Here is a 23093-nt window from a genome sequence, read left to right on the forward strand (position 1 = left end):
GGGCATCCGCCATGTACGCGATCTACGGTCCGTACGTCCTGCTCGTCGCCCTCGTCGTCGCGTTGCTGGTCGCGGTCAACCGCGACCTGATTTCAACGATCCAGTTCAGGATCATGATGATCGGCGCCGCCGTGCTGGCGCTGGCCTGGTCCATCTTCCTCGGTGCGGTATGGCAGGAGTACCGATAGATGGCCGGCACGGTTCGCACGCGCTGGCCCTGGATTTCGTTGCTGATATCGGCCGCTCTGGTGTGCAATCCGGTCGGGTTCGATTTTCTGCATTCCGCGTTCTTCGCCGGCGAACAGCTGGCGCGGAATATCGCCCAGCCGATCGTGCTGACGGCCCTGGCCATCATGGCCCTGGTGATCGGGCTCGAATGGCTGGTCAGGTCCTTGATCGCAAGAAGCCGCGCCCGCGGCGTCACACGTTGAGTTGAACGGGAGCCGCTATGGCCGACACATCCTTTGACGTCATCATCATCGGCTCCGGCCCCGGCGGCTACGTGACCGCGATCCGCGCCGCGCAGCTCGGCTTCAAGACCGCGATCGTCGAGAAATCCTACCTCGGCGGCATCTGCCTGAACTGGGGTTGCATCCCGACCAAGGCGCTGCTGCGTTCCGCCGAGATCTACCACTACATGCAGCACGCCAAGGATTACGGGCTGTCGGCCGACAACGTCTCGTTCGATCCGAAGGCGGTGGTGCAGCGCTCGCGCGGGGTCTCGAAGCGGCTCAACGATGGCGTCGGCTTCCTGATGAAGAAGAACAAGGTCACGGTGATCTGGGGCGATGCCACGATCGACGCGCCCGGCAAGATCACGGTGAAGAAGTCGGCGGTCGAGGCGCCGAAGGGCGCGAGCGGCGAGGGCACCTACCAGGCCAAGCACATCATCGTCGCGACCGGCGCGCGGCCGCGCGTGCTGCCCGGGCTCGAGCCCGACAAGAAGCTGATCTGGACCTATTTCGAGGCGATGGTGCCGGAGCGGATGCCGAAATCGCTGCTGGTGGTCGGCTCGGGCGCGATCGGCATCGAGTTCGCCTCGTTCTTCCACACCATGGGCTCGGACGTCACCGTGGTCGAGGTGCTGCCGCAGATCTTGCCGGTCGAGGACGCCGAGATCGCCGGCCTTGCGCGCAAGCGGTTCGAGAAGATGGGCATCAAGATCATGTCCTCGACCAAGGTGACAAAACTCGAAAAGAAGGCCGACAGCGTGGTCGCGACCATCGACGACGGCAAGGGCCAGCCGCAGGCGAAGGAGTTCGAGCGGGTGATCTCGGCGGTCGGCGTGGTCGGCAACATCGAGAATCTCGGGCTGGAGAAGCTCGGGGTCAAGACCGACCGCGGCTGCATCGTGATCGACGGTCTCGGCAAGACCAATGTCCCCGGCATCTACGCGATCGGCGACGTCGCGGGCCCGCCGATGCTCGCGCACAAGGCCGAGCATGAGGGCGTGATTTGCATCGAGGCGATCAAGGGCCTGCATCCGCACCCGATGGACAAGCTGATGATCCCGGGCTGCACCTATTGCAACCCGCAGGTCGCCTCCGTCGGCCTCACCGAAGCCAAGGCCAAGGAAGGCGGCCGCGAGATCCGCGTCGGCCGCTTCCCGTTCGTCGGCAACGGCAAGGCGATCGCGCTCGGCGAAGACCAGGGCCTCGTCAAGGTGGTGTTCGACAAGAAGACCGGGCAACTGCTCGGCGCCCACATGATCGGCGCCGAGGTCACCGAGCTGATCCAGGGCTATGTCGTGGCGATGAATCTGGAGACCACGGAAGAGGAACTGATGCACACCGTGTTCCCGCATCCGACCTTGTCGGAGATGATGAAGGAAGCGGTGCTCGACGCCTACGGGCGCGTGCTGAATATCTAGTCTCAGCTCCGTCATCCTGAGGAGCGCGGAGCGCGTCTCGAAGGATGCACGGCCCGGATCGTGCAGCGGGGCTCGTCGCCCTTCGAGGCGGCCGCTTCGCAGCCTCCTCAGGGCGACGGGTTAGACAGCGAAGAATTCACAAAGAACAAGAAAGATCAGAGCCAGTGAAAGACAACGACAACCTCACCATCGAACGTCCGACCTTCGTCACCCATCTCGAATGCGCGATGGAGGGCGATCATTATGCGGCCGACCAGGTGCACAACCTGTCGAAGGCCGGCAAGCCGCTCCTGGTGCGCTACGATCTCGCCGGGGTGAAGAAGGCGCTGACCAAGGCCGCACTGGCCGAGCGCCCCGCCGATTTGTGGCGCTACCGCGAGCTGCTGCCGGTACGCAAATGCAAGGACATCGTCAGCCTCGGCGAAGTCACGACGCCGCTGATCCGGCTGCCGAAGCTTTCCACAAGGCTCGGTGGCGGCGAGATCATCGTCAAGGATGAGGGGCGGCTGCCGACCGGCTCGTTCAAGGCGCGCGGCCTCGTGATGGCGGTGTCGATGGGCAAGGCGCTCGGCATCAAGCACATGGCGATGCCGACCAACGGCAATGCCGGCGCGGCGCTGGCGGCCTACGCGACCTCCTGCGGGATCAAGACCACGATCTTCTGTCCCGCGGATACGCCGGAGGTGAATGTCAGCGAGATCGAACTACAGGGCGCGACCGTCTATCGCGTCAACGGCTACATCGACGACTGCGGCAAGATCGTCGGCGAGGGCAAGGCCAAGGTCGGCTGGTTCGATACCTCGACTCTCAAGGAGCCGTACCGGATCGAGGGCAAGAAGACGATGGGCCTCGAGCTTGCCGAGCAGCTCGGCTGGGACGTGCCCGACGTGATCTTCTATCCGACCGGCGGCGGCACCGGCCTGATCGGCATGTGGAAGGCGTTCGACGAGCTCGAGAAGATCGGCTTCATCGGTTCCAAGCGCCCGCGGATGGTCGCGGTGCAGGCCTCCGGCTGCGCGCCGATGGTGCGCGCCTATGAGGCCGGCACCGAGCATGCGGCGCGCTGGGAGGACGCTCACACCATCGCCTCGGGCATCCGCGTGCCGCAGGCGATCGGCGACTTCCTCATCCTGCGCGCGGTGCGCGAGAGCAAGGGATTTGCGATCGCGGTCGAAGACGACAAGATCACCGCCGCGCTCAACGAGGTCGCGCGCGAGGAGGGACTGTTGCTGTGTCCCGAGGGCGCTGCGACCTATGCCGCCTACAAACAGAGCCTTGCCGACGGCCGCGTCACCAAGACCGACCGCGTGATGCTGTTCAACTGCGCCAGCGGGCTGAAATATCCGCTGCCGCCGGTGACCCGCACGCTCGACCGGCACAAGCCGATCGACTTCTCGCAGTTCTGACGCTTCTACTGCGTCGTCATTGCGAGCGTAGCGAAGCAATCCATCGGACCGCCTGCGCTGAAGCATGGATTGCTTCGTCGCTTCGCTCCTCGCAATGACGGCCAGAAATCTTTGGAGAGGTGGGAATGATACGTAGTGCAATTGTGACTGTGTTGGCGATGCTGGCACTTACAGGTATTGCGCCTGCGGAAACCTGGCCCGCGCACCCGATCACCATCGTCGTCCCGTTCGCCGCCGGCGGGCCGTCGGATGCGATGGCGCGCATCCTCGCCGAGCGCATGAAGCAGTCGCTCGGCGAGGTGGTTCTGATCGAGAACGTGACCGGCGCGGGCGGCTCGATCGGCGTCGGCCGCGCGGTGCGCGCGGCGCCCGACGGCTACACCGTCTCGTTCGGCCATCTCGGCACCCATGTCGCGAACGGCGCGATCTACAAGCTCGGCTACGACCTCGTCGATGACCTCGAGCCGGTGGTGCTGCTGCCGAGCAATCCGATGATCATCGTCAGCAAGAACGCCGTGCCGGCGAAGTCGCTGAAGGAGCTGCTGGACTGGCTGAAGTCGCGGCCGGCGCCGCCGACCGCGGGCACCGCCGGTGCCGGCAGCGGCAGCCACATCGCCGGGCTCTATTTCGAGAAAGTCTCCGGCATCAAGCTGCAATACGTGCCCTATCGCGGCACCGGGCCGGCGCTGAACGACCTCGTCGCCGGCCAGATCGACATCATCGTCGACCAGACCTCGAACTCGATCAACCAGGTCCGCGCCGGTACCATCCGCGCCTATGCGGTCACCGATTCCAAGCGGGTCGCGAACGCGCCTGAGGTCCCGACGGTCGACGAGGCCGGCCTGCCGGGCTTCCACATGACGCTGTGGTCGGGACTCTGGGTGCCGAAGGGCACGCCGAAGGAGATCGTGGACAGGCTCAACGTCGCGGCGATCCAGGCGATGAACGATCCCGCCGTGAAGAAGCAGCTTGAAAATCTCGGCTTGCAGATGCCGCCAAAGGACCAGCTCAAGCCGGAAGCACTCGGTGCGTGGCAGAAGGCGGAGATCGCAAAATGGTGGCCGGTGATCAAGGCCGCCAATGTGAAGGTGGATTGAGGTAAGGTCCTCGTTCTCGCCCGGCGAGGGAGGCCTATGAAGAATCTTGCTCTCGCGTGGCTGGTGCCCAGCGCCGCCTTCGCAGTCGTCTTTGTCGGCTGGATGGTGCCTTGGACCACGACACCCGGCGTGCATACTTTGTACTGGAGCGACGATCTTCGCCTGTTCCTGATCGTGCTGGCGGCTGCTCTGACGTTCCAGCTGATCTACGGCGGGCTGGTTTATTTCATTCTCACCCGGCTTGGGCTCTGGAGCATCTGGACTGTCGGGTTCGCGTATCTGTTACCGGTCTTTGTCGCCGACCGCTTCGGAATCGACCCTTCCGGGGAGGCTCACGCGATGATGGCCTGGATCGCATTCGCATGCCTCGTCGCCGGCGTGTTTTGGTTTTTCGCGCGTGCAGAGGTGCGGCGCGACGCCAATTCGCCTTAGGTCAGCACGTCGAAGGAAGACATCGCCGCTTATCGCAACAGCAAGGCCGCGTTCGTCGAAGCGACGACAGCCCGGGCGCTGGCCGGCCTGGAAGACGGCGTGAGGCCAATGATCCCGCGGTCGCGCGCATTCGCGCGACCGGGCCTGCAATGACGCCGGCGTTTACTGCGCCGGCGCAGCATTGCTCTCCTGTGTCACGACGCGCTCGCCGCTCCCGGCTATCGCCGTGCCGGCATCCTCGAAGCGCGCCTGATAGACCGCGAAGTTCTCCATCACGCGCTGGACGTAGTTACGCGTCTCCGAGATCGGAATCCGCTCGACCCAGTCGACCGGATCGACCTTGGGATCGCGCGGGTCGCCATAGGCCTTGATCCAGTCGCGGACGCGGCCGCGGCCGGCGTTGTAACCGGCAAACGTCATGATGTGGCAGTTGCGGTATTCGGACAGCAGCGCACTCAGTTCGGCGGCGCCCATCTGGGTGTTGTAGACCGGATCGGACACCATCCTGCTCCAGTCATAGCTGACGCCGAAGCGCTTGGCGGTGTCGCGTCCGGCTTCGGGCGTCACCTGCATCAGGCCGACGGCGTTGGCCGCCGACTTGTCGCGCTGGTCGAACGCGCTTTCGGTGCGCGCGATCGAATAGGTCATGCTGCGCCCGATATCGGGGGCGATCGGGGTATGCTTGGGAATACCGATGACCGGGAAGGCGTAATGGTCGAAGGCAAAGCCGCGCGCGAGCGCGATCTTGCCGATCTGCAGCATGGCGCGGGCATCGCCATGGCGGCCGGTGAGCTCGCCGAGCGCCTCGAGCATCCCGACGTCGGTGCTTTCCTCGGCGAGGTCGGCGGCGAAATAGAGCACGATGTCGGGCTCGCCGATCGCATAGAGCATGTCGGCGGCACGCACGCGCTCGTCGGCCGCCATGCTGCCGGCGCTGGCCGCCGGCGTGGGCGCGCGCAGCTCGATCCCGTCGCGGCCGAGCTTGGCGAGCGCGAGCTGCCCGTAATAGGCGGTCGGGTAGCGCGCCGCGGCCTGGTAGTCGGCCCGCATCGCCGCGGAATTACCGAGCGCCTCGGCGGCGCGGCCACGCCAATAGGCGGCGCGCGCCAGCACGGTCGGGTTGGTCTGGCCCTCGTCGATGTGGGCGAAATGCGCCGCAGCGGTCCCGGCATCGTCGAGATAGCGCAGCGCGATCCAGCCGCGCATGAAGTGCATATCGGAGCGATAGTAGGGATTGTCCGGCGCCGCCGCGGCGCGGATTACGTCATAGGCTGCCTGGTATTCCCCCTGGTCGAGCAGCTTGCGGGAGAGGATGCGACGCTCGCGCCACCACTGGTCGGTGTCCTGCTGCGCCATCGTCTCGGGCGCCGCCGCAATCGTCACGCGCGCCGCATCGTCGATCCTGTTCTTCGCGAGCAGCCACTGGATGCGGCAGAGCGTGTAGCCGAGGTCGCTGCGGGCATCCGACGGCACGTCGTTGAGCGTATCCTCTGCCTTGCTGGATTGGCCGCGCACCGCGCCGCAAGCCTTCACGATGGCGAGCTCGTCGCTGCCGAGATGCTGTGCCGCGCGCCTGGCGCCGGCGAGGTCCTTGGCGCCGATCCGCTTGTCCATGCGCGCGCGATGGTCGTCGCGCGTGAGCAGGTCCTTGAATGCATCGTAGGCGTCGCTCTCGGTACGGTCCAGCAATTCTTCCGAGCGCCATGCTTCGCGTACCAGCCGCGTGGCGCCGTCGCGATCGCCTTCGGCGAGCAGCGTGCGGGCGAGGGCGAACTTGCCCTTGGCGCTGATCGGCTGATCGAGCGTGAAGCCGTGCACCGTGGCGGGATCGCTACGCTCCTGCCACATCCGCGCTTCAGCCCGCTTGCGCAGCAGCGTGACGCTCGGCCAGTCCGGGTTGGCCGTGACGAATGCCGCATAGCGGCTGAACGGCGCATTCGACTCGGAGTGGCGCAGCAGATACCACTCGACGAGCTTGCGCCCGACCGGGTCGGTGATCTTTGCCTGGATATCGGTCGCGTCGTTGGTCTTGCCCCGGCGCGCGGCGGCGATCGCGTCCCTGACCGTGGCGAGGTCGCCCGACAATTGCGGCCCGGCGGGTTTCTCCGGCTCGGGCGCCTTCGCGGCCTCAGTGGATTTGGACGGAACGGATTTGGCTTTCGCGGATCTGTGTTTGTCGGCGCCGTGCCTGGCATGCCGGCGCTTGCCGGAGGCGCCGTCGCGTGCAGCCTTTGTACCAGCTCTGGCACCATGCGCCTTCTTGTCGCCGTGGCCACTCTTGGCCTGATGCTGGTGATGCGGCTTGGCGGTCGCCTGGACCGGAAGCAGCGCGAGCGCGGCGGCGGTGGCGAAACACGCCAGCGGACGTAGGCACCGGTTCATTCCCTGGTCCCCCCTGAGAAACCACGAGGCACAAACAGAACGCGTCATACGGCGGCACAACCGCCGCAGGCTATCACTACCCTCGATTCTCGAGTGTTAATGCTGCCGCAACTCAACAGGGAAAACGCGGCAAAATATGGCATGTGGCGTGTGGAACCCGGGGGAACCGGGGTTTTGCGGGCATTTTGTGGGGGGCATAGCCTCCAATTTGACCGGCCCCGGCGGCGATATATCCTCGCTGCAACGTGCGGCGGGGGACGCTCTCATGTCGGATCAACTCAAGACCATCCTGGATGGCGGCCGCTATTTCGAGGGCCCGCGCTGGCACCGCGGGCGGCTCTGGTTCGTCGACTGCATGGCGAGGACGCTGCTCAGCATCAGCCCGTCAGGCGAACGTCAGGAGCATGCTGTCGTGACCGACGACACGCCGTGCGGTCTCGGCGTCCTGCCTGATGGCGACATCATCGTGCTGACGATGTTCAGGAAGCGGCTGCTGCGGTTTTCCGGCGGCGCGCTGTCGCTGTATGCCGATCTCTCAGCGGTCGCGACCGGCACGATCGATGACATGATCGTCGACGGGCAGGGGCGGGCCTATGTCGGCGATCTCGGTTTCAATCTGCCGCCGCCGGAAGGCCGCGGCGCCGTCGGCCGCATCATCCTCGTGATGCCCGATGGCAGCGCCCGCGTCGTCGCCGACGGCTTGCGCTTCCCCAACGGCATTGCCGTCTCCTCCGACCATCGCCGGCTCGTGGTCGCGGAAATGGATGGCGCGGGTCTTGCCGATTACGACATCGCGCCGGACGGCGGCCTGAGCCTTCGCGGGCGGTTCGGTCGCGTCAATGATCCCGACGGCATCTGCCTCGACGGCGATGGCGCGGTCTGGCTCGCATCCTTCACCGAAGACGCGTTCGTCCGGATCGGTCGCGATGGTGTGGAGTGTGCGCGCATCGCGGTCCCCGGCCGCCGCGCACTCGCCTGTGCACTCGGCGGCGCGGACCGCAGGACGCTGTTCTGCCTGAGCGCGGAGACGTCCTACGAGGAGCTGCGGAAGGGCAAATCGGTGTCGCGGATCGACGTGATCGAGGTCGATACGCCGGGTGACGGCTATCCCTAGAGCGTTTTCGAGCGAAGTGGATACGGTTCGCGTGAAGAAAACGCGTCAAAACAAAAATCCAGAGCCCGGTTCCGATTCAATCGGAGCGGGATAGGCTCTAACCGGAGCGGGACTGCTTCTTCTTTTTCTTCTCTTTCTTCTTCAGGATCTCGGCCTGGCTCCTGAAGGCGTGGGCGAGGGAGCGCATCTGGTTGGCGACAAATGCGTCGGCCGTCGTCGATGCGACCCGCTCCGCGGTCTGCGCCTGCTTGCGAATTGCCTTGGCCATTTTCATGAAAGAGCCAATCGCGCTGCGCCGTTCTGGTTCCCGCGGCAGCGACCGCATCTTTGGAGGCCTTGAGTTTTGTTCTTGTTTCGTTCATAGTCGCGCTCCCGGAGAATGCCGCCATGGACGCCGAGCGAGACCGCGAAATCATCAGGCTCTGGAACGAACTCCGCCGGCTGCAGCGCGAGGGACGTCCGACGGCGTTGCTGGTCCGCCGGATCGAGAAGGCGCTGGCGGAACGAGAGCAGGAGGCCGCCTGAGGCTCCGTTTGACGTGTTTGCTTCAGGCGAACCGGCTCTAGCGCCCGCCGTCCGGGCCCATCACCAGGTTCGGCAGCGAGGTCGAGATCTCCGGGAAGAAGCACAGCATCAGCACGGCGAACATCATCAGCAGCACGAAGGGCAGCGTGCCCCAGATCACCTCGCTCAAGGGGATGTCGGGCGCGACGTTGCGGATGACGAAGATGTTGAGGCCGACCGGCGGGTGGATCAGGCCCATCTCCATCACGATGGTCATCACGACGCCGAACCAGATGATGTCGAACTCGGCCGCGCGCAGCGGCGGCAGGATGATCGGCGCGGTCATCAGGATGATCGAGACCGGCGGCAGGAAGAAGCCGAGCACGATCACCATCACGAGGATCGCGAACAGCAGCTCCCAGCGCGGCAGGTGCATCGCGACGATCGCTTCAGCTGCCGACTGCGAGATGTGCAGATAGCTCATCACGTAGGAATAGAGCAGCGACATGCCGATGATCAGCATCAGCATGGTCGACTCGCGGATGGTCGATTTCAGGATCGGCGACAGGTCGCTCGGCTTCCACACGCTATAGATCACGGCGATCAGCCCGAGCGCCAAAAGGCCGCCGAGGCCGGCGGTTTCCGACGGCGTGGCGTAGCCACCATAGAGCGCGATCATCACGCCGGTCAAGAGCAGCACGAACGGGATCACGCGCGGCAACGCGCTGAAGCGCTCGGCCATGGTGAATTCGTCGCGCTGCAGGATCGCGGCATCCTTGCCGGTCGCATCATAGGCGGCCTTGGCCATCGCGTATTCCTTGCGGAAGCGGAACACGGCGTAGAGGCCGAACAACGACACCAGCAGCAGTCCGGGACCGATGCCGGCGAGGAACAGCCGGCCGAGCGACTTCTCGGCCGCGACGGCGAACAGGATCATCGTGATCGAGGGCGGCAGCAGGATGCCGAGCGTGCCGCCGGCGGCGATGATTCCGGCGGCAAAGCCGCCGGAATAGCCGCGCTTGCGCATCTCGGGGATGCCGGCCGAGCCGATCGCCGAGCAGGTCGCGGGCGAGGAGCCGGCCATCGCCGCGAACAGCGCGCAGGCGAACACGTTGGCGACGCCGAGGCCGCCGGGCACGCGGTGCAGCCAGGCATGCAGCGCCGAGTAGAGATCCTGGCCGGCGCGCGATTTGCCGATCGCCGCGCCCTTCAGGATGAACAGCGGGATCGACAGCAGCGTGATCGAGGCCATCTCCTCGTAGACGTTCTGGGTCACCGTATCGAGCGAGGCCGCCGGCATGTAGATCGCCATGAACACGACCGCCACGGCGCCGAGCGCGAATGCGATCGGCATGCCGGAGAACATCGCAAACAGGGTGGCAAGCCCGTAGGAGATGCCAATACCAAACACGGTCATCGGCGCGCGCCACCGGTCAACGGAATCAGGATCTGCAAAAGCAGCTGGACGCAGAGCAGCGTCATGCCCAGCGCCATCAGCCCATAAGGGATGGCAAGCGGCGGCGACCACATCGAGTTGGACACCTGGCCATCGACATAGGCCTCGTGCGCCAGGGTCCAGGACTTCCAGGCGAAGAAGGTGCAGAACGCGAAGCTCGCGACGTCGACCAGCCACAGCCTGATGCTGTTGGCGCGGGCCGAGAGCAGGCCGACGAACGCCTCGATGCTGACATGGCCGCGCTGGCTCTGGACATAGGCCGAGGTCATGAAGGTGGCGCCGACCAGCAGGAACACGGCCGCCTCGTCCTGCCAGTAATTCGGGCTGTGGAACAGGGCGCGGCCGAGCACGCTGTAGCTCAGGATCACGCAGGCCGCGATCAAGGCGAGCGCGGCGAACACCACGATGACGTTGTTACAGACGGACAGCGCGCGCCCGAGCAGCGCCACGGGTGTGTTGCCCGTGGCCATGCTTGGGGTTTCGGCTTGATCCGCGACCGGACCATGCATCATGCGGCGACGTCGCTTGCGAGCTTCAGCAGGTTGGCGGCGGTTGCGGTCTTGGCACCGTAGTCCTTCCACGCGGTGTCGCGCGCGATATCGCGCCACTTGCCGACAATGGCGGCGTCGAGCGCGCTGACCTTGGCGCCGGCCTTCTCATAGACCTTGGCGACTTCGGCATCGTCGTCCTGCGCACCCTTGCGGCCGAACGCCTCGAGCTCGGCGCCGACGGCGAGGATGATGTCCTGCTGGTTCTTCGGCAGCTTGTCGAAGATCGCCTTCGACATCATCAGCGGCTCCAGCATGAACCAGTAGGACGCGCCGGCGCCCGAAGTGAGCGACTTCGCGACTTCCTCGAGGCGGAACGAGATCAGGCTGGTGGAAGAGGTGATGCCGGCATCGCAGGCGCCGGTCTGCATCGCGGCGTAGATCTCGTTGGAGGGCACCGACAGCACGGCGGCGCCGGCGGTCTGCAACACCATGTCCATCTCGCGCGAGCCGCCGCGCACCTTGAGGCCCTTGGCATCTTCGGGCGCCACGATCGCCTTGGAGCGGCTGGCGACGCCGCCGGCCTGCCAGACCCAGGAGATCAGCAGAATGCCCTTGTCGGCGAGGAAGTCGCTCAGCGCCTTGCCGACGGGCTCCTTCTTCCAGCGCAGACCCTGGTCGTAGGTCGTCACCAGGCCCGGCATCAGGCCGATATTGGTCTCCGGCAATTCGCCGCCGGCATAGGGCATCGGATAGAGGCTGAGGTCGAGCGCGCCCTTGCGCATCGCCGAGAACTGCGCGTTGGTCTTGATCAGCGAGGAGTTCGGATAGACCTCGGCGGTGAGGTCGCCGCCCGAGCGCTTGGCGACCTCGGCTGCGAACATCCGGCACAGCCGGTCGCGGAAGTCGCCCTTGTCGATGGTGCCGCCTGGAAACTGGTGCGAGACCTTCAGCGTGGTCGCGGCATGCGCGGTCCCGACACCCATCCGCAGGACGGCTGGTGCGGCGAGGGCGGAAGCGAGGACGTGGCGGCGTGTGAGCATGGTTGTTCCCCTGGAGAGCTTCTTGAGTGGCTGTTAGGCCGGCGCGGAGCTTCAGCTTAGCCGGTCTTCGCGTGAATATTCTCTAGTCTGATAGTTCGAGGCGCCCTGATAGTGCTGGCCGACAGGCGGTCGCAAGTCTCGTCGTTCAAGTCTTGCCGTTGCTGCGGCGCACACACTTCGCCGACACTCGCTCCTCGCGCGATGTGCGAGGGGCGTCCGCGCCGGCATGCTTCAAGAATTTGTTATTGGAGGTAACAACCGGCGGCGCAAGTGCGTCGAGGAGAGAGCGGCAAGTCGTCGCGCTCACATTTGACCACACAAGGGATCATCGTCATGACCACCAAGACCCGCCTCGGCCTTTCCGCCGCGCTGCTCTCGTTCAGCCTCGCGCTGGCGCCCGCCGCCTTCGCTCAGGACAAGATGGGCAAGGACGACGCGATGAAGAAGGAGGACACGATGTCCAAGGATGCCATGAAGAAGGATGGTGGCATGATGAAGAAGGACGACGCCATGAAGAAGGACGGCGGCGCGATGATGAAGAAAGACGACGGCATGAAGAAGAACTGACCGCCGCCACGGCTCATCCTGCGCAGGCCCGCCGTCGTGGCGGGCCTGGTTAGGCCTCAGCGTTTCTTCTTGCCGCGCTCCTTGCGCGCCGCGTAGCGCGCGTCGCGCTTGGCCTTCTGCTCGGCCTCAAGCGCGGCCAGTCTCGCCGCTTCTTCTTCCTGCTCGCGCACGATGCGGGCCGCTTCGGCTGCGGCGGCTTCTTCCTCACGCCGCTTCTGCTCGGCCTTCTCGATTTCACGGGCTTCCTTGGCCTTGGCGCGGCGCTCGGCGATCGCCGCGCGCTCTTCGGCACGTGCCTTTACACTGGGATCGTCAGCTCCCGGCTGGGCGCGAAACTTGTTGAGGAGGTTTTGCCGCGCCTGCAGGGCCGCCTTTTGGCGGTCGGCAAAACCCGGTTCCTTGAAGCCACTCATAGAGGAAGCCTTGCTGCTTTCTGTTCGGGTGATGGATGGGGTTGGGTTCGGCGCTTCAATAAGTGAACGGCGCGGAAATTGCCAGTGGCGAACGGTGGGTTGTGGAGCAAGGGAGATATGAGCGCACAGCAAACGGCGGACGGCAGTGATCGCGCCCGCCTGGCCGCCGGCCTGGTGAGTGGTTGGTCACCGGACCTGTGGATAAGGTCTAGCCGCGCTGGGATTGCTCGCGCCGGCCGTTGCCCGAGATCTTTGTGCCGAGCACCTTGGCGACGGTCTCGGCGGTCATCGCGCTCCGGTCCGAGGCGCGCTGGGCTTCAAGCCTGTCGCGCGCCTTTTCGGTGATCAGGAGGCTGATCAGGCGCAGCCGGCTGGTCTCGTCGACAGCCTCCGAGAGCAGCTGCCTGTAACGCTGATAATCGTAGGTCGCTTCTTGTTCACTCATCGGCACGCCCCGCACACGCGCTGCTCGTCAGCGCGCAGTTTTTCGCGAGTCGCGGGAGCCCGCAATGGATTTGCAGGACCGATCGCCGCCGGCGCGCATTTCATTGTGCGACTGTTGCAGAATTGATCGCACGCAACCGTGCAAACGGTCATGATGCGGGCGACGGCAAGAGGGAACCGAAGCGACCATGAGCGAATCCGAAGACGGAGGCAGCCGCCGAGGGGCGCTGATCGGACTGCTGGTCGCGGTGGTCATGCTCGCGGTCGGGCTCTGGCTTGCGCATGACCTGACGGCGGCGAGCAAGATGCAGGACTGCCTGATGTCGGGCCGGACCAACTGTAATGTGATCGAGCCGGCACGCTGACCCAGCCTTGCGGCAGTGCAATATCGCTCCCACATCGAGCCCAAAGACTCGGGCTGAACTGTTTGGTCCCGGTTGTGATTCCGGTCACACGCGGACGGACGGGCTGCCTCGACTCCCAGAAATCGGCGGGAACCAAGGCCATGATGTCCAAGCTGTGGTCCGGAACGGGCGCGGCACTGGCTGCCGCAGGCGCGGCGGGTGCCGTTTTGGTAGCGTATCTGTCCCTGACGCTGGCGTCGCCAGAACCGGTGTCGAGCGCGGCGCTCGGGCCGGAGTGGCAATGCAGCAGGGTGGCTTTCGTGCTGACCACCTGCATGCGGGCGGGCGAGGACGAGCGCGAGGCCAAAGTTGAGCGCGAGGTCAAGACCGAGGGCGAGGTCAAGACAATCCCGGTGCGGGCGAAGGACGATTGTCCGCCGGAACCCTAGTTTCCGGTTTCCGAGGTCACGTCTTCACGCGGACCGGCACCCACTTCGCGCGAAAGCGCTACTAGCCGGCCGGGCTGCGGCCGCATTTCAGACTATTTCTTGGTGGCGCCACGGGGCTTGATGGAGAGGCCAAGGCGCATCGCCATCTTCTTGATTCGCTCCGGCGAACGGCCGGTCGCCTTCACGACCTCCTCCAGCGACTTGGAGGAGCGCGCCAATTCCATCAGTCGTCGGTCCTCCTTGAACGACCACCGCGGCTTTCGGGCCATCTTGTTGGTATCCTTGTGCATTGCTGGCAACAAAGCCGCCAGGCGGGGTCGCCTGGCGGCCTTGCCGGTGTGGGCCCGGACCTTGGGGAAATGTCCGGTGGATAAGCAATACTGCTTCCGGATAAGGTCGCAATTGAAACCGGAATTTAACCTAACCCATCAAGGTTACTTGCAAGGTTAGTTGGATCGAGCGTGGCAGGAGGCCTTATGTGCAAGGTCGCCATTTTGAGTGCCGCAGCATTTTTACTGTCCGGTTGCTGGTCCGACCCGGAGGTCACGGGATCAACCAACAGCTGCGCGGCCAATCTTTACAGTCAGTACAATCCCAAGGTCATGGATCAGTGCGTCAACGCCTGCATCAAGTGTGACCACGGCAACGTCACGACCTGCACGACCTCCTGCACGCTGAAGGGCGCGCGGTAACCGATCCGCGTATTCACCGATGCGAACAGGGCATGGCGACGGCAAGCACGCGCGATTGCGCGTTGATGGCTTGCCTTGCGCGGCGTCATGATCGCCGCTATCGCCTCTGGTCAGCGGCGCCACTGGCAGCCGGAAACCAGGAGTGTGGAACAGAGCGCGATGAGCGGGCCTTCCTATGTCGCGGTCGATTGGGGCACCAGCAGCTTCCGGCTCTGGCTGATGCGCGCTGGCGGCCAGGTATTCGGCGAACGCCGCAGCGACGAAGGCATGACGGTGGCGGCCGGCACCGGCTTTGCGTCCGTGCTGCAATCGCATCTCGACGCGCTGGGCGTGGCGGCCGATCTGCCGGTCGTGATCTGCGGCATGGCCGGCGCGCGGCAGGGCTGGGTCGAGGCCGGCTATGTCGACACGCCGGCGCATCTCTCCGAGATCCTCAAGGGCGCCGTCGTGGTCAACGGACAGCCGCGCGATATTCGTATCCTGCCCGGGATTGCGCAGCGCGATGCTGCGGCCCCCGATGTGATGCGTGGCGAGGAAACCCAGTTGCTCGGCGCGCTCGGCCTGGATGCGCCGGGTGACGCCCTCGTTTGCATGCCGGGAACCCATTCCAAATGGGTGCGCCTGCGCGGCGGGACGGTCGAGCGCTTTGCGACCTTCATGACCGGCGAGTTGTTCAGCGTGGTCGCGCGCGACACCATCCTGTCGCATGCCGTCGCCGGTGCGGAAGCGGCAGTCGATGCCGATGCGTTCCGCTCGGCCGTCGCCGAGGCGTTCGCAGCGCCGGCGCTATCAGCCAACCTGCTGTTTCGGGTGCGATCCCGGCAGTTGCTGTTCGGCGGCAGCGCGCAAGCGGGGCGTGAGGCGATCTCGGGCACATTGATCGGTGCCGAGCTGGCGGCCGGCCTTGCGGAGCGGGAGCGAGCAACGCCGGTGACGCTGATTGCATCGGGCCGCCTGCAGCTTCTCTATCAGATCGCGCTTGAAAGCCTTTCGATTCCGCTCAACGTCATGGATGCGGAGGAGGCGGTTCGCCGTGGCCTCGCGGGCGCCGCGGCGGCGATCTGGAACGACTGAGGGATCAACCCATGAGCATTCCGTTTCCTCCGATGAAGCGTCCGCTGGTCGCGATCCTGCGCGGCGTCAAGCCGGACGAGGCCCTGGGCATCGTGAGCGCGCTGCTCGAGGCTGAGATGACCGCGATCGAGATTCCGCTGAACTCGCCCGATCCGTTCCGCTCGATCGAGATCGCGGCGGAGCGGGCGCCGGCCGATGTCCTGATCGGCGCCGGCACGGTGCTGACTGCAGGAGACGTCGACCGTCTCCATGATGTCGGCGGACGCCTCATGGTGTCGCCGAACGTCGACGTCGACGTGCTGGCGCGCGCCCGGCACCACGCGATGGTCACGATGCCCGGCGTGTTCTCGCCGACCGAAGCGCTGCTCGCCGCACGCGCGGGCGCCTCGAGCCTGAAATTTTTCCCGGCGAGCGTGCTCGGCGCTTCCGGCATCTCGGCGATCCGCGCCGTGCTGCCGCCGGATGTGATGCTCGCCGCCGTTGGTGGCGTCTCGGACCAGAATTTCGCGGAGTATGTGAAGGTGGGCATTCGCGCCTTCGGTCTCGGCAGCAGTCTCTACAAGCCGGGCATGACGGCCACGGATGTCGCGGCCAGGGCGAAAGTCACGATCGCGGCATATGACAGGGCCGTGCAGGGCGCGAGCTAGAGGCGGTTTGTAATCCCTGTCGGCGGGCTAATCGTCGCGCTTGCCGCCGTCGATCACCCTGAACAGCGGCGCGGCCTCGCGAGGATTTTCGAGCAGCTCGTCGACCATGGCGATCGCGGCCGCGACGTATTTCCCGGTCGCGGCGTCCAGCGGCCGTTCGGCTTCGTCTGCGAGCGCGAGCTTGGCGCCTTCGAGCAGCTTGCGGGTACGGATGGCGGACTCGTCACCTGCGGTGAGGGCAGCACGGGCGATCGATCGCAACACGAACAGCTCGCCCTCCAGCCGCAGCAGGCGGTCGTTCAGCTTGCTCAGCACAGTATTCAGGTTCCGCATGTCGTGCTCTCCGGGCTTGGCCCGTCTTCCATACACGGTCATTCCTGACGAAATTCTTGTGCCGGCCGCACTCCATTTGGTTCGTTGAACGGCGTCGCCGGCCTCCTCATGGTTGCGGCGGGCCGTCGCAGGCACGGCCACCCGGCGGAGCGATTTGTGGATCACGGCGAATAGCCCTAGTAGACTGACGGCAGGGCTGGGCGCCATGCGCCCAGCCGCTTCAATCAAGGAACGACGAAGGAACGCATATGAGGATTGCCGTCGAAACGATCGTTGCCGCGCCGATCGCGGATGTCTGGCGCGCCTACACCACGCCGGACGACATCAAGCGGTGGAATGCGGCTTCCGACGATTGGCACACCACCGCTGCGACCGTGGACCTGCGCGCCGGTGGTGCATTCTCGTCGCGGATGGAAGCCAAGGACGGCAGCATGGGGTTCGATTTCGCCGGCACCTACACCAAGGTCGAGGCGCCGCGCCTGCTCGAATATGCGTTCGGCGACCGCACCGCGCAGGTTGCGTTCACGCCTGAAGCCGGCGGCATCAAGGTGCAGGTCAGCTTCGACGGCGAGGATACTCATTCGGTCGAGCAGCAGCGCGGCGGCTGGCAGGCGATCCTGGATAATTTCAAGCGCTACGTCGAGGCAAGGCCGCGGTCCTGATCCAGCCACTGGAGGCGATGTGATCGATGCAGCAAGGGTCTGGCAGCTTGGTGCTGCCAGCGAGATCGAGGGACGGACCACCGGATCGGAGACCTCGGTGATCGTCGTCGACATGCCGCCGGGGCCGGGACCGGCCTTGCACCGCCATCCCTATGCCGAAACTTTCATCGTGCTCGAGGGGCGCGTCCGATTCACGATCGAGGGCAGGGACGTCGAGGCTGGCGCCGGCTCGGTCGTGGTGGCGCCGGCGCATGCGGCCCACACCTTCAGCAATCCCGGGCCGGGTCGCCTCCTGCAGGTCGACATCCACGCCTCCGATCGCTTCGTCACCGAATGGCTGGTACCGGAGGCGGAGCGCCCGCAGGGCCAGGTCGCAGCTCCGCGCGAGACGAAGGCGTGATGCTGAAACGACCGCGCGCAACAATGCCGGCGGGTATCCGTCGTGAGCTCGATGCGATCGGCCTGATGGCGGCGTGGAACGCCCGGCGTATCAACGCAACGACTATCTGCATTGGATCGGCCGCAGCATACGGGATGCAACAAGACGCAAGCGGATCGACCAGATGCTGGAAGAATTGAAAGCCGGCGGGGTCTATATGGGAATGGCGCACCGGCCGAATAAACAGGCGAGGTGATCGTTGTCTCGGCGCGGTCGCGGTGGCCGTCGGGAGCAGATGCGATGCGTTGTGTCTTGGCACTGGGTCTGTTGGTCATGCTGTGCGCGTCGGCGAGCGCTGCACCGCGCCGTCACTCCCACACACGCCAACCCGCAACTGTTCGTGCGCCTGCGGATGTGACGCCGTCGGTGCGCTTCGCCGTTCCAGGCTGGAGCGACGAATCGACGCGCCAATGGCTCGACCGCGCGTCGGAGAATGTCGGCCGAGGCGGATAGTGCGGTAGCCCCTGGCGCCAAACTCAATCGGTGCCGTCGTCTTCGCTTCCCCGATATCTCGATGCCGAGCGCCCGCCGTATTGCCGAGGAGCGGCTGCAGCCCTTCTCGGGCTCGCGCCTTCACTCTCGCGCAGTTCCTTCCGTGCGCGCCGCGCAGTTCGCATCGCGCGCTTGATGTTTGAATCGTGCGAGTCCTCGTCGAAGAAAAGGACGGTCTCGCAGCTTGGACACTGCCGCGAGTAACCGTTCTGCAGCCGCTTGGCGCGATCGCGAAAGACGTTCTTGCAGCGTGTGCAGCGGATCTGGACGGAATCTTCCATGATGGTCCTGAAAATCGACGAACGGCGCGAACGCTCACAATCCCCGTGAGCAAGCAGTTCCGGATTAAGAAATCGCGAAGTGCGCGCTTTGCAATTACGGCAACTTGCAACCTCGCGAACGGGGCGCGTCCGCCAGCGCAGGCGTCATCGGAACTTTGTTCACGCACGGAGAACTACGGAAGCGTTTCGTGCGCTGAATGATAAAAAACAAGACGCGATCTCGGAGCGGAGCGTGAGCATCAAAAAGAAAAGGCCTCAGCGCGTGGGCCACGCCGAGGCCAAGTTGACACTTTGGTCGTGAGGCACCGTCACCGGTGCCTCGGTTGTTAGCCTACCTTCGTTTCTCTCCAGCCAAATGGCCCATATGGGCCATGAACGTTGGCACAAGACGTGCAAGCTTGGAGCTGTCAGGATTTTGCATCACCTTCCTGGGGCTAGGAGCAGCGCCGTCCGCGTATATTTCAAGCGGGCGGCGTTGTGCATTTTGTGCCAACGCTGATCGCTACCGTCGCCCGGTGCCGTTACCAATTGCTGCTCTCGACGTCATCGAACGGCGTGCTCTATCTGCGACTCCTGGGCCGCGGCACGACGAACCTCATTGCATCGCGTACAAGGCCGGCGCGTTGACGGTGCTGGTCGCGCCATTGCTCCATCTCGTGGAGCGCCCAGACGAGACAAGCGCCGAGGCAGCTACACAACAGCATCAGCGCGAATGCTGGTCCGGCGCTGTCCATGACGTCAGGGAACGAGAACGCCAGGCATCGGCTTCGTCGGCAACGGAACAAACGTGTTCGGCTGGCCGCGCAGCATTGCCAGAACAGCAAACACCGCTACGGTGACTGCCAAAAGTTTCGTCATGAAATTCGTCAGCAAAAATGATCGCAAGAATTCCCGTAGCGTAGCACCCGAATTGCGATGCGACTGTGAACCCTCTCACATCGACGAAGTGCGCGTGAATTCAGACGGCCCGCCGGATGTTGATCATGCCGCAATTCTCGGCAATCTGACGCTTGATTGTGCTTCAGGGATCCATCGGCCGGATTTCGAGGCTCTCGACTTTGACCGGTGCAGTCGAGGGATCATCCTGTTTCAGTGGATGCAGCGTGATCGAAGTATTCGTGCCGCCGGTGAGGACATTGTCGCCGGCGCCGCCGGCATGGCCGTAGCTGCCGACGAATTCGTCGCGCGAGAGCCAGGGCACGGGCGCCATCACCTTCCAGGTCAGTGCGACTTCCTGCTCGCCGATGAAAACGCCGAGGTTGGGAATGGCTGCGACGTAGCGAGTATCCGGCGCGCTGTCGGCGTGCAGTACGCAATCGAGGTTGGTCACAGGGCCGAGGATGAAACCGGTATCCGGGCCGCCAAGACACGCGAGCGTTCCCGCTTGCACCTGTTGTGCTTCGGCGGTTGCGATGGGCGTGGCGACAACAGCCGCGCCAGACACCGCAAGCACGACCCAATGACCGGTTATACGCATGGCGCTGTACAACGCGGATGAAGGCGCGATCGGTCCACGATCCCGCGCGGGCCTGCGCTTGTGGTTAAGGGATTGTTGGAAAGATTCTTGGAATTGAGGGCGCCAACTCTTGGGCAGCGACGTCTGGCGGTGTCCGGATCAGTGACAGTTTGGCTGTCTCGAAACTACGCCGCCGGGCTCGAAATGGGTTGTCCCGGCGGCGCCCTGTTCCAATCTGGGCCCGCAATCCCAGTGATGTTCTGTCTGCAAGACCGGCGCCAAGGTTCGAGCACCCCGTATTCATACGGGCACTACCGTCTTGCGACCGTCTGGTGCTGGCTGTTGACCTTCTTGTGCCCCGGCGCGGGTCCGATGGTCGCCCAAACCATCGCCGCGATCACCACCGCCGTCAGTATGACGCCGGTCAGGGGCTGATCGCTGTCCATGCTCCGCGCCCGTTCAGATATGATGCTCGAGCTTCCGCATCTCCTGCAGACGGGCCAGGCAAAAATCCCGATACAATTCGTTGATGAAATCCCACATGACCGAATCCCCTTTGGTCCAATGCTGGGACGCTACCCGCGCTCTGTTTCCGGCCGGCTTCGCGGCGCGCGGAAAATGGTTTCATTGCAGGGAGCGGCTTGGCGATCCCGGCAGGACATCTCGCAGCGAACAAAATCAATCCTAGCGCTCGGTCATGTTGCTAGCCATGACGCGATAGACCCACCAGTCGTGACCTGGGTCAAATGCGATCTGATGCGGAAGCGCTGGATTGAGGTGTGTTGGAAACGCTTCCTCAACCCGTGGATGTTGTAAATTTCTCAACCACATCCAAGGAGCGGAACGTCCAGATGGGAGCCTCGATTGGCGACACCGCCTCCACAATCCTGTCGATCACGCTCTTTGTTCTGGGGTTCGTCGCAACGGTCCTGTGGCCCGGCGACGACGTTGAGGCCCCGTATATCTTCAAGCTGGTCGGCATCGGGCTGATCGTGTTCTTCTTGATCGCGATCACCTTCAGGCTCATCTGAACAAAACCCCTGGCGTGCGGCTCCGGCGGGCTCGCTGGGTGCTGCCGCGACACGGCCGGGATCGCGCCGCGCGATGGGCGGCCCGCGCTGCAAGGTGACGGCATGTCCAAAAGCAAACGGCCCGCCGAGTGACGGGCCGTTGATCGGTCGGGCACGTCCTAGAACGACGGCCGAGGATCGCCGCCGCTGCAAACTTCTACCTGTCCAACATTCTTGTGCGACTCGATTCGACAGCCCGGTTTGACCGGCCTGCACCCTCCCGCCGTGCATAACATTTGCCCTGCCGCCTGAGGTTTTGGCTTTGCTTTTGCGCTCTGAGCATGCGCGGCCCCTTCAACCAAGCTGCCAAACGCCGCCGAAAATCCGATCACTCCAACAAGCAACAAAGTGCGCATAATGCCTCCCTTGAATATTGATTGGACCAAGGGTTCCATTGTTAGCACGGCCGGTCCGTGCGGCACCAGAATCTGCCACCGATTCAAGCGGTGGCGGGAAGCTGAGGAGGTCTGGGACAGGCCGGGCGATCAGAGGCTTGGTCGACGGGACGAAAGGCAAGGTGACGAATGGCACTGTCGGGGCAGGGGATTACGTCGCCAATATCGACGACCGTTGAGTCCTCCTGCTGGAGACCGATCAGATGCTTGACGCCGCTATAATGCTGAGCGCAACGGCCTCGGTGCTACTTGTTGCGATCGTGATCTACCGGGACAAAGATGCCGTGAAACGTCACGTCGGCGATCACGAATAGTGAGGCCGCGCAATCGGCGCGGCCCTTCGTCGAGATCGAGCAGGCGAGGGATCAGGCGGCGATCATGCGCGAGATCGCGGTGGCCGTGTAGCGCTTGCCATCTTTCGCGACGTGACCTGCCGCCTCCAGCTCGGCCGCGATGTCTCGCAGCGAGCGGTCGCCGTGCCGGCGCGTACGGCAGAGGGCAGGCGGGCCAAGGTCGAAGTCCTGTTGGCTTGCGCCATGCCCGCCGACTGGCGAGATCACGATGACGCGGACCGGGATGTAAAGATGGCACGCGATCTTGTGTTCGAGTTTGTCGGACGAGAGCAGGGACTGCGACGCCGGGACCAGTTCAGCGTCTGATCGTCCCAAGAAAAGACGCCGCCGGTCTCACAAATACACGCCCGGCGGCGTTTTCTTCCTGAACTGGGACGCTGAAATCCCCAGCCTCAAACGTACTGCACCGTCTGTGCCATGGGGCTTCATGACCGGCGACGCCGAAGGCCTTTGAGGGTCTGAGGGAGATCGGCGACGATCCGGGTGAGCAGCCACGCAAGGCCGGCGCCGATCATTGCCGCAAGGTAGCCGTTCGGCGTCCAATGGTAGGCAATGTTCGAGGCGATCACCGCGAAGATCACGAGCGTAGAGCCAGCCCTGCCACGACCAGCACTACCGCCAGCACGAGCACTATTCCGATGATGGTGAGCGCAATCATATGCTCGCCCCCATGAACAGACTGCGAATCTCCGTGTTGCACTCGTGTTGCGCGGACCCGTTTGTAATGGCTGGTAAGGTATTGAAATTTCTGTCAGCCGCTCGCAACGGCGCGCAACACGGATTGGCTTCAAGAACGAAGCCACAACGCGTCCAAGGTTTTGATTTGCGAGGGGAAAAGCTGGCGATCCCGGCAGGATTCGAACCTGCAACCCGCGGAGTAGAAATCCGCTACTCTATCCAGTTGAGCTACGGGACCGTGGCCGCCTTGTAGCACCCGCAATATGAAAAATCCGCCTTTCCGCCAAGTCCGTCCGAACCGATTTTTGTGGTCGGACGACAAAGGCGAGCAGGGGTCCCGTCCTGCGTTGGCCTGACCAGCCCGCCGAGCCGGCATTATGCTGCCGTCGGGGCTGGTCGAAGGAATGTCGGCAATGCGATCTGCGACGTTTTCGTCCGTTCATGTCAGCGCCTTCACTCCGTCACCTTTCGCGCATTTTTTAGCCCCAACGCGGCGATCGACCGCGGGGCGT

The 23093-nt window shown here is 64.4% G+C and carries 30 protein-coding genes and 1 tRNA gene; 17 read left to right on the forward strand and 14 right to left on the reverse strand.

Going from position 1 to position 23093, the window contains the following annotated elements:
- The first annotated feature begins 11 nt into the window (after nucleotides 1-11).
- From XH92_RS23495 to XH92_RS23520, 6 genes are all read left to right on the forward strand, one after another.
- Entirely contained in the window at nucleotides 12-188 is a 177-nt protein-coding gene (locus XH92_RS23495) for a hypothetical protein (RefSeq protein WP_194454227.1), read from the forward strand.
- Complete coding sequence (locus XH92_RS23500) at nucleotides 189-431, forward strand: hypothetical protein (RefSeq protein WP_194454228.1); 243 nt, start codon at nucleotides 189-191, stop codon at nucleotides 429-431.
- A 17-nt stretch (nucleotides 432-448) separates the two neighbouring features.
- Nucleotides 449-1870 carry a dihydrolipoyl dehydrogenase gene (lpdA, locus tag XH92_RS23505; protein WP_194454229.1) on the forward strand — a complete coding sequence of 474 codons (1422 nt, stop codon included), beginning with the start codon at nucleotides 449-451 and terminating at the stop codon, nucleotides 1868-1870.
- 164 nt (nucleotides 1871-2034) lie between these two features.
- The gene (locus XH92_RS23510; protein ID WP_194454230.1) at nucleotides 2035-3276 is read left to right on the forward strand and encodes a threonine synthase; all 1242 of its coding nucleotides are present in this window, start codon (nucleotides 2035-2037) and stop codon (nucleotides 3274-3276) included.
- 158 nt (nucleotides 3277-3434) lie between these two features.
- Nucleotides 3435-4373, forward strand: coding sequence for a tripartite tricarboxylate transporter substrate binding protein BugD (locus tag XH92_RS23515; protein WP_371818090.1), 939 nt, complete (start codon nucleotides 3435-3437; stop codon nucleotides 4371-4373).
- Nucleotides 4374-4409: 36 nt separating this feature from the next.
- Nucleotides 4410-4805 (forward strand): hypothetical protein, encoded by a 396-nt coding sequence (locus XH92_RS23520; RefSeq protein WP_194454232.1) that lies wholly within the window; start codon nucleotides 4410-4412, stop codon nucleotides 4803-4805.
- A gap of 162 nt (nucleotides 4806-4967) precedes the next feature.
- Here XH92_RS23520 and XH92_RS23525 read toward each other — a convergent pair whose 3' ends face one another.
- Nucleotides 4968-7187: a lytic transglycosylase domain-containing protein gene (locus XH92_RS23525; RefSeq protein ID WP_194454233.1), complete on the reverse strand. Its 2220-nt coding sequence runs from the start codon at nucleotides 7185-7187 to the stop codon at nucleotides 4968-4970.
- A gap of 265 nt (nucleotides 7188-7452) precedes the next feature.
- Here XH92_RS23525 and XH92_RS23530 point away from each other — a divergent pair, with 265 nt between their 5' ends.
- On the forward strand, nucleotides 7453-8301 hold the full coding sequence (locus tag XH92_RS23530; RefSeq protein ID WP_194454234.1) for an SMP-30/gluconolactonase/LRE family protein: 849 nt from the start codon (nucleotides 7453-7455) through the stop codon (nucleotides 8299-8301).
- A 97-nt stretch (nucleotides 8302-8398) separates the two neighbouring features.
- Here the strand turns inward: XH92_RS23530 and XH92_RS23535 are convergent, their stop codons facing one another.
- Nucleotides 8399-8626 carry a hypothetical protein gene (locus tag XH92_RS23535; protein ID WP_194461702.1) on the reverse strand — a complete coding sequence of 76 codons (228 nt, stop codon included), beginning with the start codon at nucleotides 8624-8626 and terminating at the stop codon, nucleotides 8399-8401.
- A gap of 62 nt (nucleotides 8627-8688) precedes the next feature.
- Here XH92_RS23535 and XH92_RS23540 point away from each other — a divergent pair, with 62 nt between their 5' ends.
- A complete protein-coding gene (locus XH92_RS23540; RefSeq protein WP_155258394.1) occupies nucleotides 8689-8826 on the forward strand; it encodes a hypothetical protein in 138 nt (45 codons plus the stop codon).
- Nucleotides 8827-8863: 37 nt separating this feature from the next.
- On the opposite strand, the gene XH92_RS23545 is transcribed toward XH92_RS23540, so the two are convergent.
- Genes XH92_RS23545 through dctP form a run of 3 tightly spaced genes read right to left on the reverse strand, consistent with a single transcriptional unit; the run spans nucleotide 8864 to nucleotide 11792 of the window.
- The gene (locus XH92_RS23545; RefSeq protein WP_194454235.1) at nucleotides 8864-10222 is read right to left on the reverse strand and encodes a TRAP transporter large permease; all 1359 of its coding nucleotides are present in this window, start codon (nucleotides 10220-10222) and stop codon (nucleotides 8864-8866) included.
- Nucleotides 10219-10773 carry a TRAP transporter small permease gene (locus XH92_RS23550; protein WP_194454236.1) on the reverse strand — a complete coding sequence of 185 codons (555 nt, stop codon included), beginning with the start codon at nucleotides 10771-10773 and terminating at the stop codon, nucleotides 10219-10221. The genes XH92_RS23545 and XH92_RS23550 overlap by 4 nt, the downstream gene beginning before the upstream one ends.
- Nucleotides 10770-11792 (reverse strand): TRAP transporter substrate-binding protein DctP, encoded by a 1023-nt coding sequence (dctP, locus tag XH92_RS23555; protein ID WP_194454237.1) that lies wholly within the window; start codon nucleotides 11790-11792, stop codon nucleotides 10770-10772. The genes XH92_RS23550 and dctP overlap by 4 nt, the downstream gene beginning before the upstream one ends.
- Nucleotides 11793-12125: 333 nt before the next feature.
- Between dctP and XH92_RS23560 the strand changes: the two genes are divergently transcribed.
- Nucleotides 12126-12359 carry a pentapeptide MXKDX repeat protein gene (locus XH92_RS23560; protein WP_016842498.1) on the forward strand — a complete coding sequence of 78 codons (234 nt, stop codon included), beginning with the start codon at nucleotides 12126-12128 and terminating at the stop codon, nucleotides 12357-12359.
- Nucleotides 12360-12415: 56 nt separating this feature from the next.
- On the opposite strand, the gene XH92_RS23565 is transcribed toward XH92_RS23560, so the two are convergent.
- Complete coding sequence (locus tag XH92_RS23565) at nucleotides 12416-12772, reverse strand: DUF6481 family protein (protein ID WP_194461392.1); 357 nt, start codon at nucleotides 12770-12772, stop codon at nucleotides 12416-12418.
- Nucleotides 12773-12980: 208 nt separating this feature from the next.
- A complete protein-coding gene (locus tag XH92_RS23570; protein WP_194454238.1) occupies nucleotides 12981-13217 on the reverse strand; it encodes a hypothetical protein in 237 nt (78 codons plus the stop codon).
- Nucleotides 13218-13404: 187 nt separating this feature from the next.
- Between XH92_RS23570 and XH92_RS23575 the strand changes: the two genes are divergently transcribed.
- Together XH92_RS23575 and XH92_RS23580 are read left to right on the forward strand one after the other, a co-directional pair.
- On the forward strand, nucleotides 13405-13581 hold the full coding sequence (locus XH92_RS23575; RefSeq protein WP_194454239.1) for a hypothetical protein: 177 nt from the start codon (nucleotides 13405-13407) through the stop codon (nucleotides 13579-13581).
- Between the two features lie 140 nt (nucleotides 13582-13721).
- Entirely contained in the window at nucleotides 13722-14009 is a 288-nt protein-coding gene (locus XH92_RS23580) for a hypothetical protein (RefSeq protein WP_194454240.1), read from the forward strand.
- Between the two features lie 92 nt (nucleotides 14010-14101).
- On the opposite strand, the gene XH92_RS23585 is transcribed toward XH92_RS23580, so the two are convergent.
- Nucleotides 14102-14278 (reverse strand): hypothetical protein, encoded by a 177-nt coding sequence (locus XH92_RS23585; RefSeq protein WP_171947593.1) that lies wholly within the window; start codon nucleotides 14276-14278, stop codon nucleotides 14102-14104.
- Nucleotides 14279-14616: 338 nt separating this feature from the next.
- A complete protein-coding gene (locus XH92_RS23590; RefSeq protein ID WP_194454241.1) occupies nucleotides 14617-14790 on the reverse strand; it encodes a hypothetical protein in 174 nt (57 codons plus the stop codon).
- Between the two features lie 70 nt (nucleotides 14791-14860).
- Between XH92_RS23590 and XH92_RS23595 the strand changes: the two genes are divergently transcribed.
- Together XH92_RS23595 and XH92_RS23600 are read left to right on the forward strand one after the other, a co-directional pair.
- Entirely contained in the window at nucleotides 14861-15775 is a 915-nt protein-coding gene (locus XH92_RS23595; RefSeq protein WP_194454242.1) for a 2-dehydro-3-deoxygalactonokinase, read from the forward strand.
- A gap of 11 nt (nucleotides 15776-15786) precedes the next feature.
- Nucleotides 15787-16422, forward strand: coding sequence for a 2-dehydro-3-deoxy-6-phosphogalactonate aldolase (locus XH92_RS23600; RefSeq protein WP_194454243.1), 636 nt, complete (start codon nucleotides 15787-15789; stop codon nucleotides 16420-16422).
- A gap of 27 nt (nucleotides 16423-16449) precedes the next feature.
- On the opposite strand, the gene XH92_RS23605 is transcribed toward XH92_RS23600, so the two are convergent.
- On the reverse strand, nucleotides 16450-16755 hold the full coding sequence (locus XH92_RS23605; RefSeq protein WP_194454244.1) for a hypothetical protein: 306 nt from the start codon (nucleotides 16753-16755) through the stop codon (nucleotides 16450-16452).
- Nucleotides 16756-17003: 248 nt separating this feature from the next.
- Between XH92_RS23605 and XH92_RS23610 the strand changes: the two genes are divergently transcribed.
- From XH92_RS23610 to XH92_RS23620, 3 genes are all read left to right on the forward strand, one after another.
- The gene (locus XH92_RS23610; RefSeq protein ID WP_194454245.1) at nucleotides 17004-17417 is read left to right on the forward strand and encodes an SRPBCC family protein; all 414 of its coding nucleotides are present in this window, start codon (nucleotides 17004-17006) and stop codon (nucleotides 17415-17417) included.
- A gap of 19 nt (nucleotides 17418-17436) precedes the next feature.
- A complete protein-coding gene (locus tag XH92_RS23615; protein ID WP_210345470.1) occupies nucleotides 17437-17817 on the forward strand; it encodes a cupin domain-containing protein in 381 nt (126 codons plus the stop codon).
- A 73-nt stretch (nucleotides 17818-17890) separates the two neighbouring features.
- Entirely contained in the window at nucleotides 17891-18052 is a 162-nt protein-coding gene (locus XH92_RS23620) for a YdeI/OmpD-associated family protein (protein ID WP_246787584.1), read from the forward strand.
- Nucleotides 18053-19650: 1598 nt separating this feature from the next.
- Here XH92_RS23620 and XH92_RS23625 read toward each other — a convergent pair.
- Together XH92_RS23625 and XH92_RS43660 are read right to left on the reverse strand one after the other, a co-directional pair.
- Nucleotides 19651-20118, reverse strand: coding sequence for a DUF992 domain-containing protein (locus tag XH92_RS23625; RefSeq protein WP_194454246.1), 468 nt, complete (start codon nucleotides 20116-20118; stop codon nucleotides 19651-19653).
- Nucleotides 20119-20396: 278 nt separating this feature from the next.
- The gene (locus tag XH92_RS43660; RefSeq protein WP_256437477.1) at nucleotides 20397-20531 is read right to left on the reverse strand and encodes a hypothetical protein; all 135 of its coding nucleotides are present in this window, start codon (nucleotides 20529-20531) and stop codon (nucleotides 20397-20399) included.
- Nucleotides 20532-20936: 405 nt separating this feature from the next.
- On the opposite strand from XH92_RS43660, the gene XH92_RS23630 reads away from it, so the two are divergent.
- On the forward strand, nucleotides 20937-21116 hold the full coding sequence (locus XH92_RS23630) for a hypothetical protein (RefSeq protein WP_194454247.1): 180 nt from the start codon (nucleotides 20937-20939) through the stop codon (nucleotides 21114-21116).
- Between the two features lie 799 nt (nucleotides 21117-21915).
- Here XH92_RS23630 and XH92_RS23635 read toward each other — a convergent pair.
- Together XH92_RS23635 and XH92_RS23640 are read right to left on the reverse strand one after the other, a co-directional pair.
- Nucleotides 21916-22218 (reverse strand): hypothetical protein, encoded by a 303-nt coding sequence (locus tag XH92_RS23635; protein ID WP_194454248.1) that lies wholly within the window; start codon nucleotides 22216-22218, stop codon nucleotides 21916-21918.
- A 524-nt stretch (nucleotides 22219-22742) separates the two neighbouring features.
- Nucleotides 22743-22819, reverse strand: a tRNA-Arg gene (locus XH92_RS23640).
- Between the last annotated feature and the right edge of the window lie 274 nt (nucleotides 22820-23093).

Origin of the sequence: Bradyrhizobium sp. CCBAU 53421 (assembly GCF_015291625.1) — a bacterium.
GTDB lineage: Bacteria > Pseudomonadota > Alphaproteobacteria > Rhizobiales > Xanthobacteraceae > Bradyrhizobium.

Excerpts from the sequence above, each read along its gene's own strand:
- XH92_RS23525 (WP_194454233.1), bottom strand. The coding sequence starts at position 7,187 with ATGAACCGGTGCCTACGTCCGCTGGCGTGTTTCGCCACCGCCGCCGCG.
- XH92_RS23600 (WP_194454243.1), top strand. The coding sequence starts at position 15,787 with ATGAGCATTCCGTTTCCTCCGATGAAGCGTCCGCTGGTCGCGATCCTG.
- XH92_RS23590 (WP_194454241.1), bottom strand. The coding sequence starts at position 14,790 with ATGACGCCGCGCAAGGCAAGCCATCAACGCGCAATCGCGCGTGCTTGC.
- XH92_RS23540 (WP_155258394.1), top strand. The coding sequence starts at position 8,689 with ATGGACGCCGAGCGAGACCGCGAAATCATCAGGCTCTGGAACGAACTC.
- XH92_RS23595 (WP_194454242.1), top strand. The coding sequence starts at position 14,861 with ATGAGCGGGCCTTCCTATGTCGCGGTCGATTGGGGCACCAGCAGCTTC.
- XH92_RS23630 (WP_194454247.1), top strand. The coding sequence starts at position 20,937 with ATGGGAGCCTCGATTGGCGACACCGCCTCCACAATCCTGTCGATCACG.
- XH92_RS23610 (WP_194454245.1), top strand. The coding sequence starts at position 17,004 with ATGAGGATTGCCGTCGAAACGATCGTTGCCGCGCCGATCGCGGATGTC.
- XH92_RS23570 (WP_194454238.1), bottom strand. The coding sequence starts at position 13,217 with ATGAGTGAACAAGAAGCGACCTACGATTATCAGCGTTACAGGCAGCTG.
- XH92_RS23545 (WP_194454235.1), bottom strand. The coding sequence starts at position 10,222 with ATGACCGTGTTTGGTATTGGCATCTCCTACGGGCTTGCCACCCTGTTT.
- XH92_RS23550 (WP_194454236.1), bottom strand. The coding sequence starts at position 10,773 with ATGATGCATGGTCCGGTCGCGGATCAAGCCGAAACCCCAAGCATGGCC.
- XH92_RS43660 (WP_256437477.1), bottom strand. The coding sequence starts at position 20,531 with ATGGACAGCGATCAGCCCCTGACCGGCGTCATACTGACGGCGGTGGTG.
- XH92_RS23515 (WP_371818090.1), top strand. The coding sequence starts at position 3,435 with ATGCTGGCACTTACAGGTATTGCGCCTGCGGAAACCTGGCCCGCGCAC.
- XH92_RS23560 (WP_016842498.1), top strand. The coding sequence starts at position 12,126 with ATGACCACCAAGACCCGCCTCGGCCTTTCCGCCGCGCTGCTCTCGTTC.
- XH92_RS23535 (WP_194461702.1), bottom strand. The coding sequence starts at position 8,626 with ATGCGGTCGCTGCCGCGGGAACCAGAACGGCGCAGCGCGATTGGCTCT.
- XH92_RS23500 (WP_194454228.1), top strand. The coding sequence starts at position 189 with ATGGCCGGCACGGTTCGCACGCGCTGGCCCTGGATTTCGTTGCTGATA.
- XH92_RS23575 (WP_194454239.1), top strand. The coding sequence starts at position 13,405 with ATGAGCGAATCCGAAGACGGAGGCAGCCGCCGAGGGGCGCTGATCGGA.
- XH92_RS23565 (WP_194461392.1), bottom strand. The coding sequence starts at position 12,772 with ATGAGTGGCTTCAAGGAACCGGGTTTTGCCGACCGCCAAAAGGCGGCC.
- XH92_RS23520 (WP_194454232.1), top strand. The coding sequence starts at position 4,410 with ATGAAGAATCTTGCTCTCGCGTGGCTGGTGCCCAGCGCCGCCTTCGCA.
- lpdA (WP_194454229.1), top strand. The coding sequence starts at position 449 with ATGGCCGACACATCCTTTGACGTCATCATCATCGGCTCCGGCCCCGGC.
- XH92_RS23605 (WP_194454244.1), bottom strand. The coding sequence starts at position 16,755 with ATGCGGAACCTGAATACTGTGCTGAGCAAGCTGAACGACCGCCTGCTG.
- XH92_RS23580 (WP_194454240.1), top strand. The coding sequence starts at position 13,722 with ATGATGTCCAAGCTGTGGTCCGGAACGGGCGCGGCACTGGCTGCCGCA.
- XH92_RS23530 (WP_194454234.1), top strand. The coding sequence starts at position 7,453 with ATGTCGGATCAACTCAAGACCATCCTGGATGGCGGCCGCTATTTCGAG.
- dctP (WP_194454237.1), bottom strand. The coding sequence starts at position 11,792 with ATGCTCACACGCCGCCACGTCCTCGCTTCCGCCCTCGCCGCACCAGCC.
- XH92_RS23585 (WP_171947593.1), bottom strand. The coding sequence starts at position 14,278 with ATGGCCCGAAAGCCGCGGTGGTCGTTCAAGGAGGACCGACGACTGATG.
- XH92_RS23495 (WP_194454227.1), top strand. The coding sequence starts at position 12 with ATGTACGCGATCTACGGTCCGTACGTCCTGCTCGTCGCCCTCGTCGTC.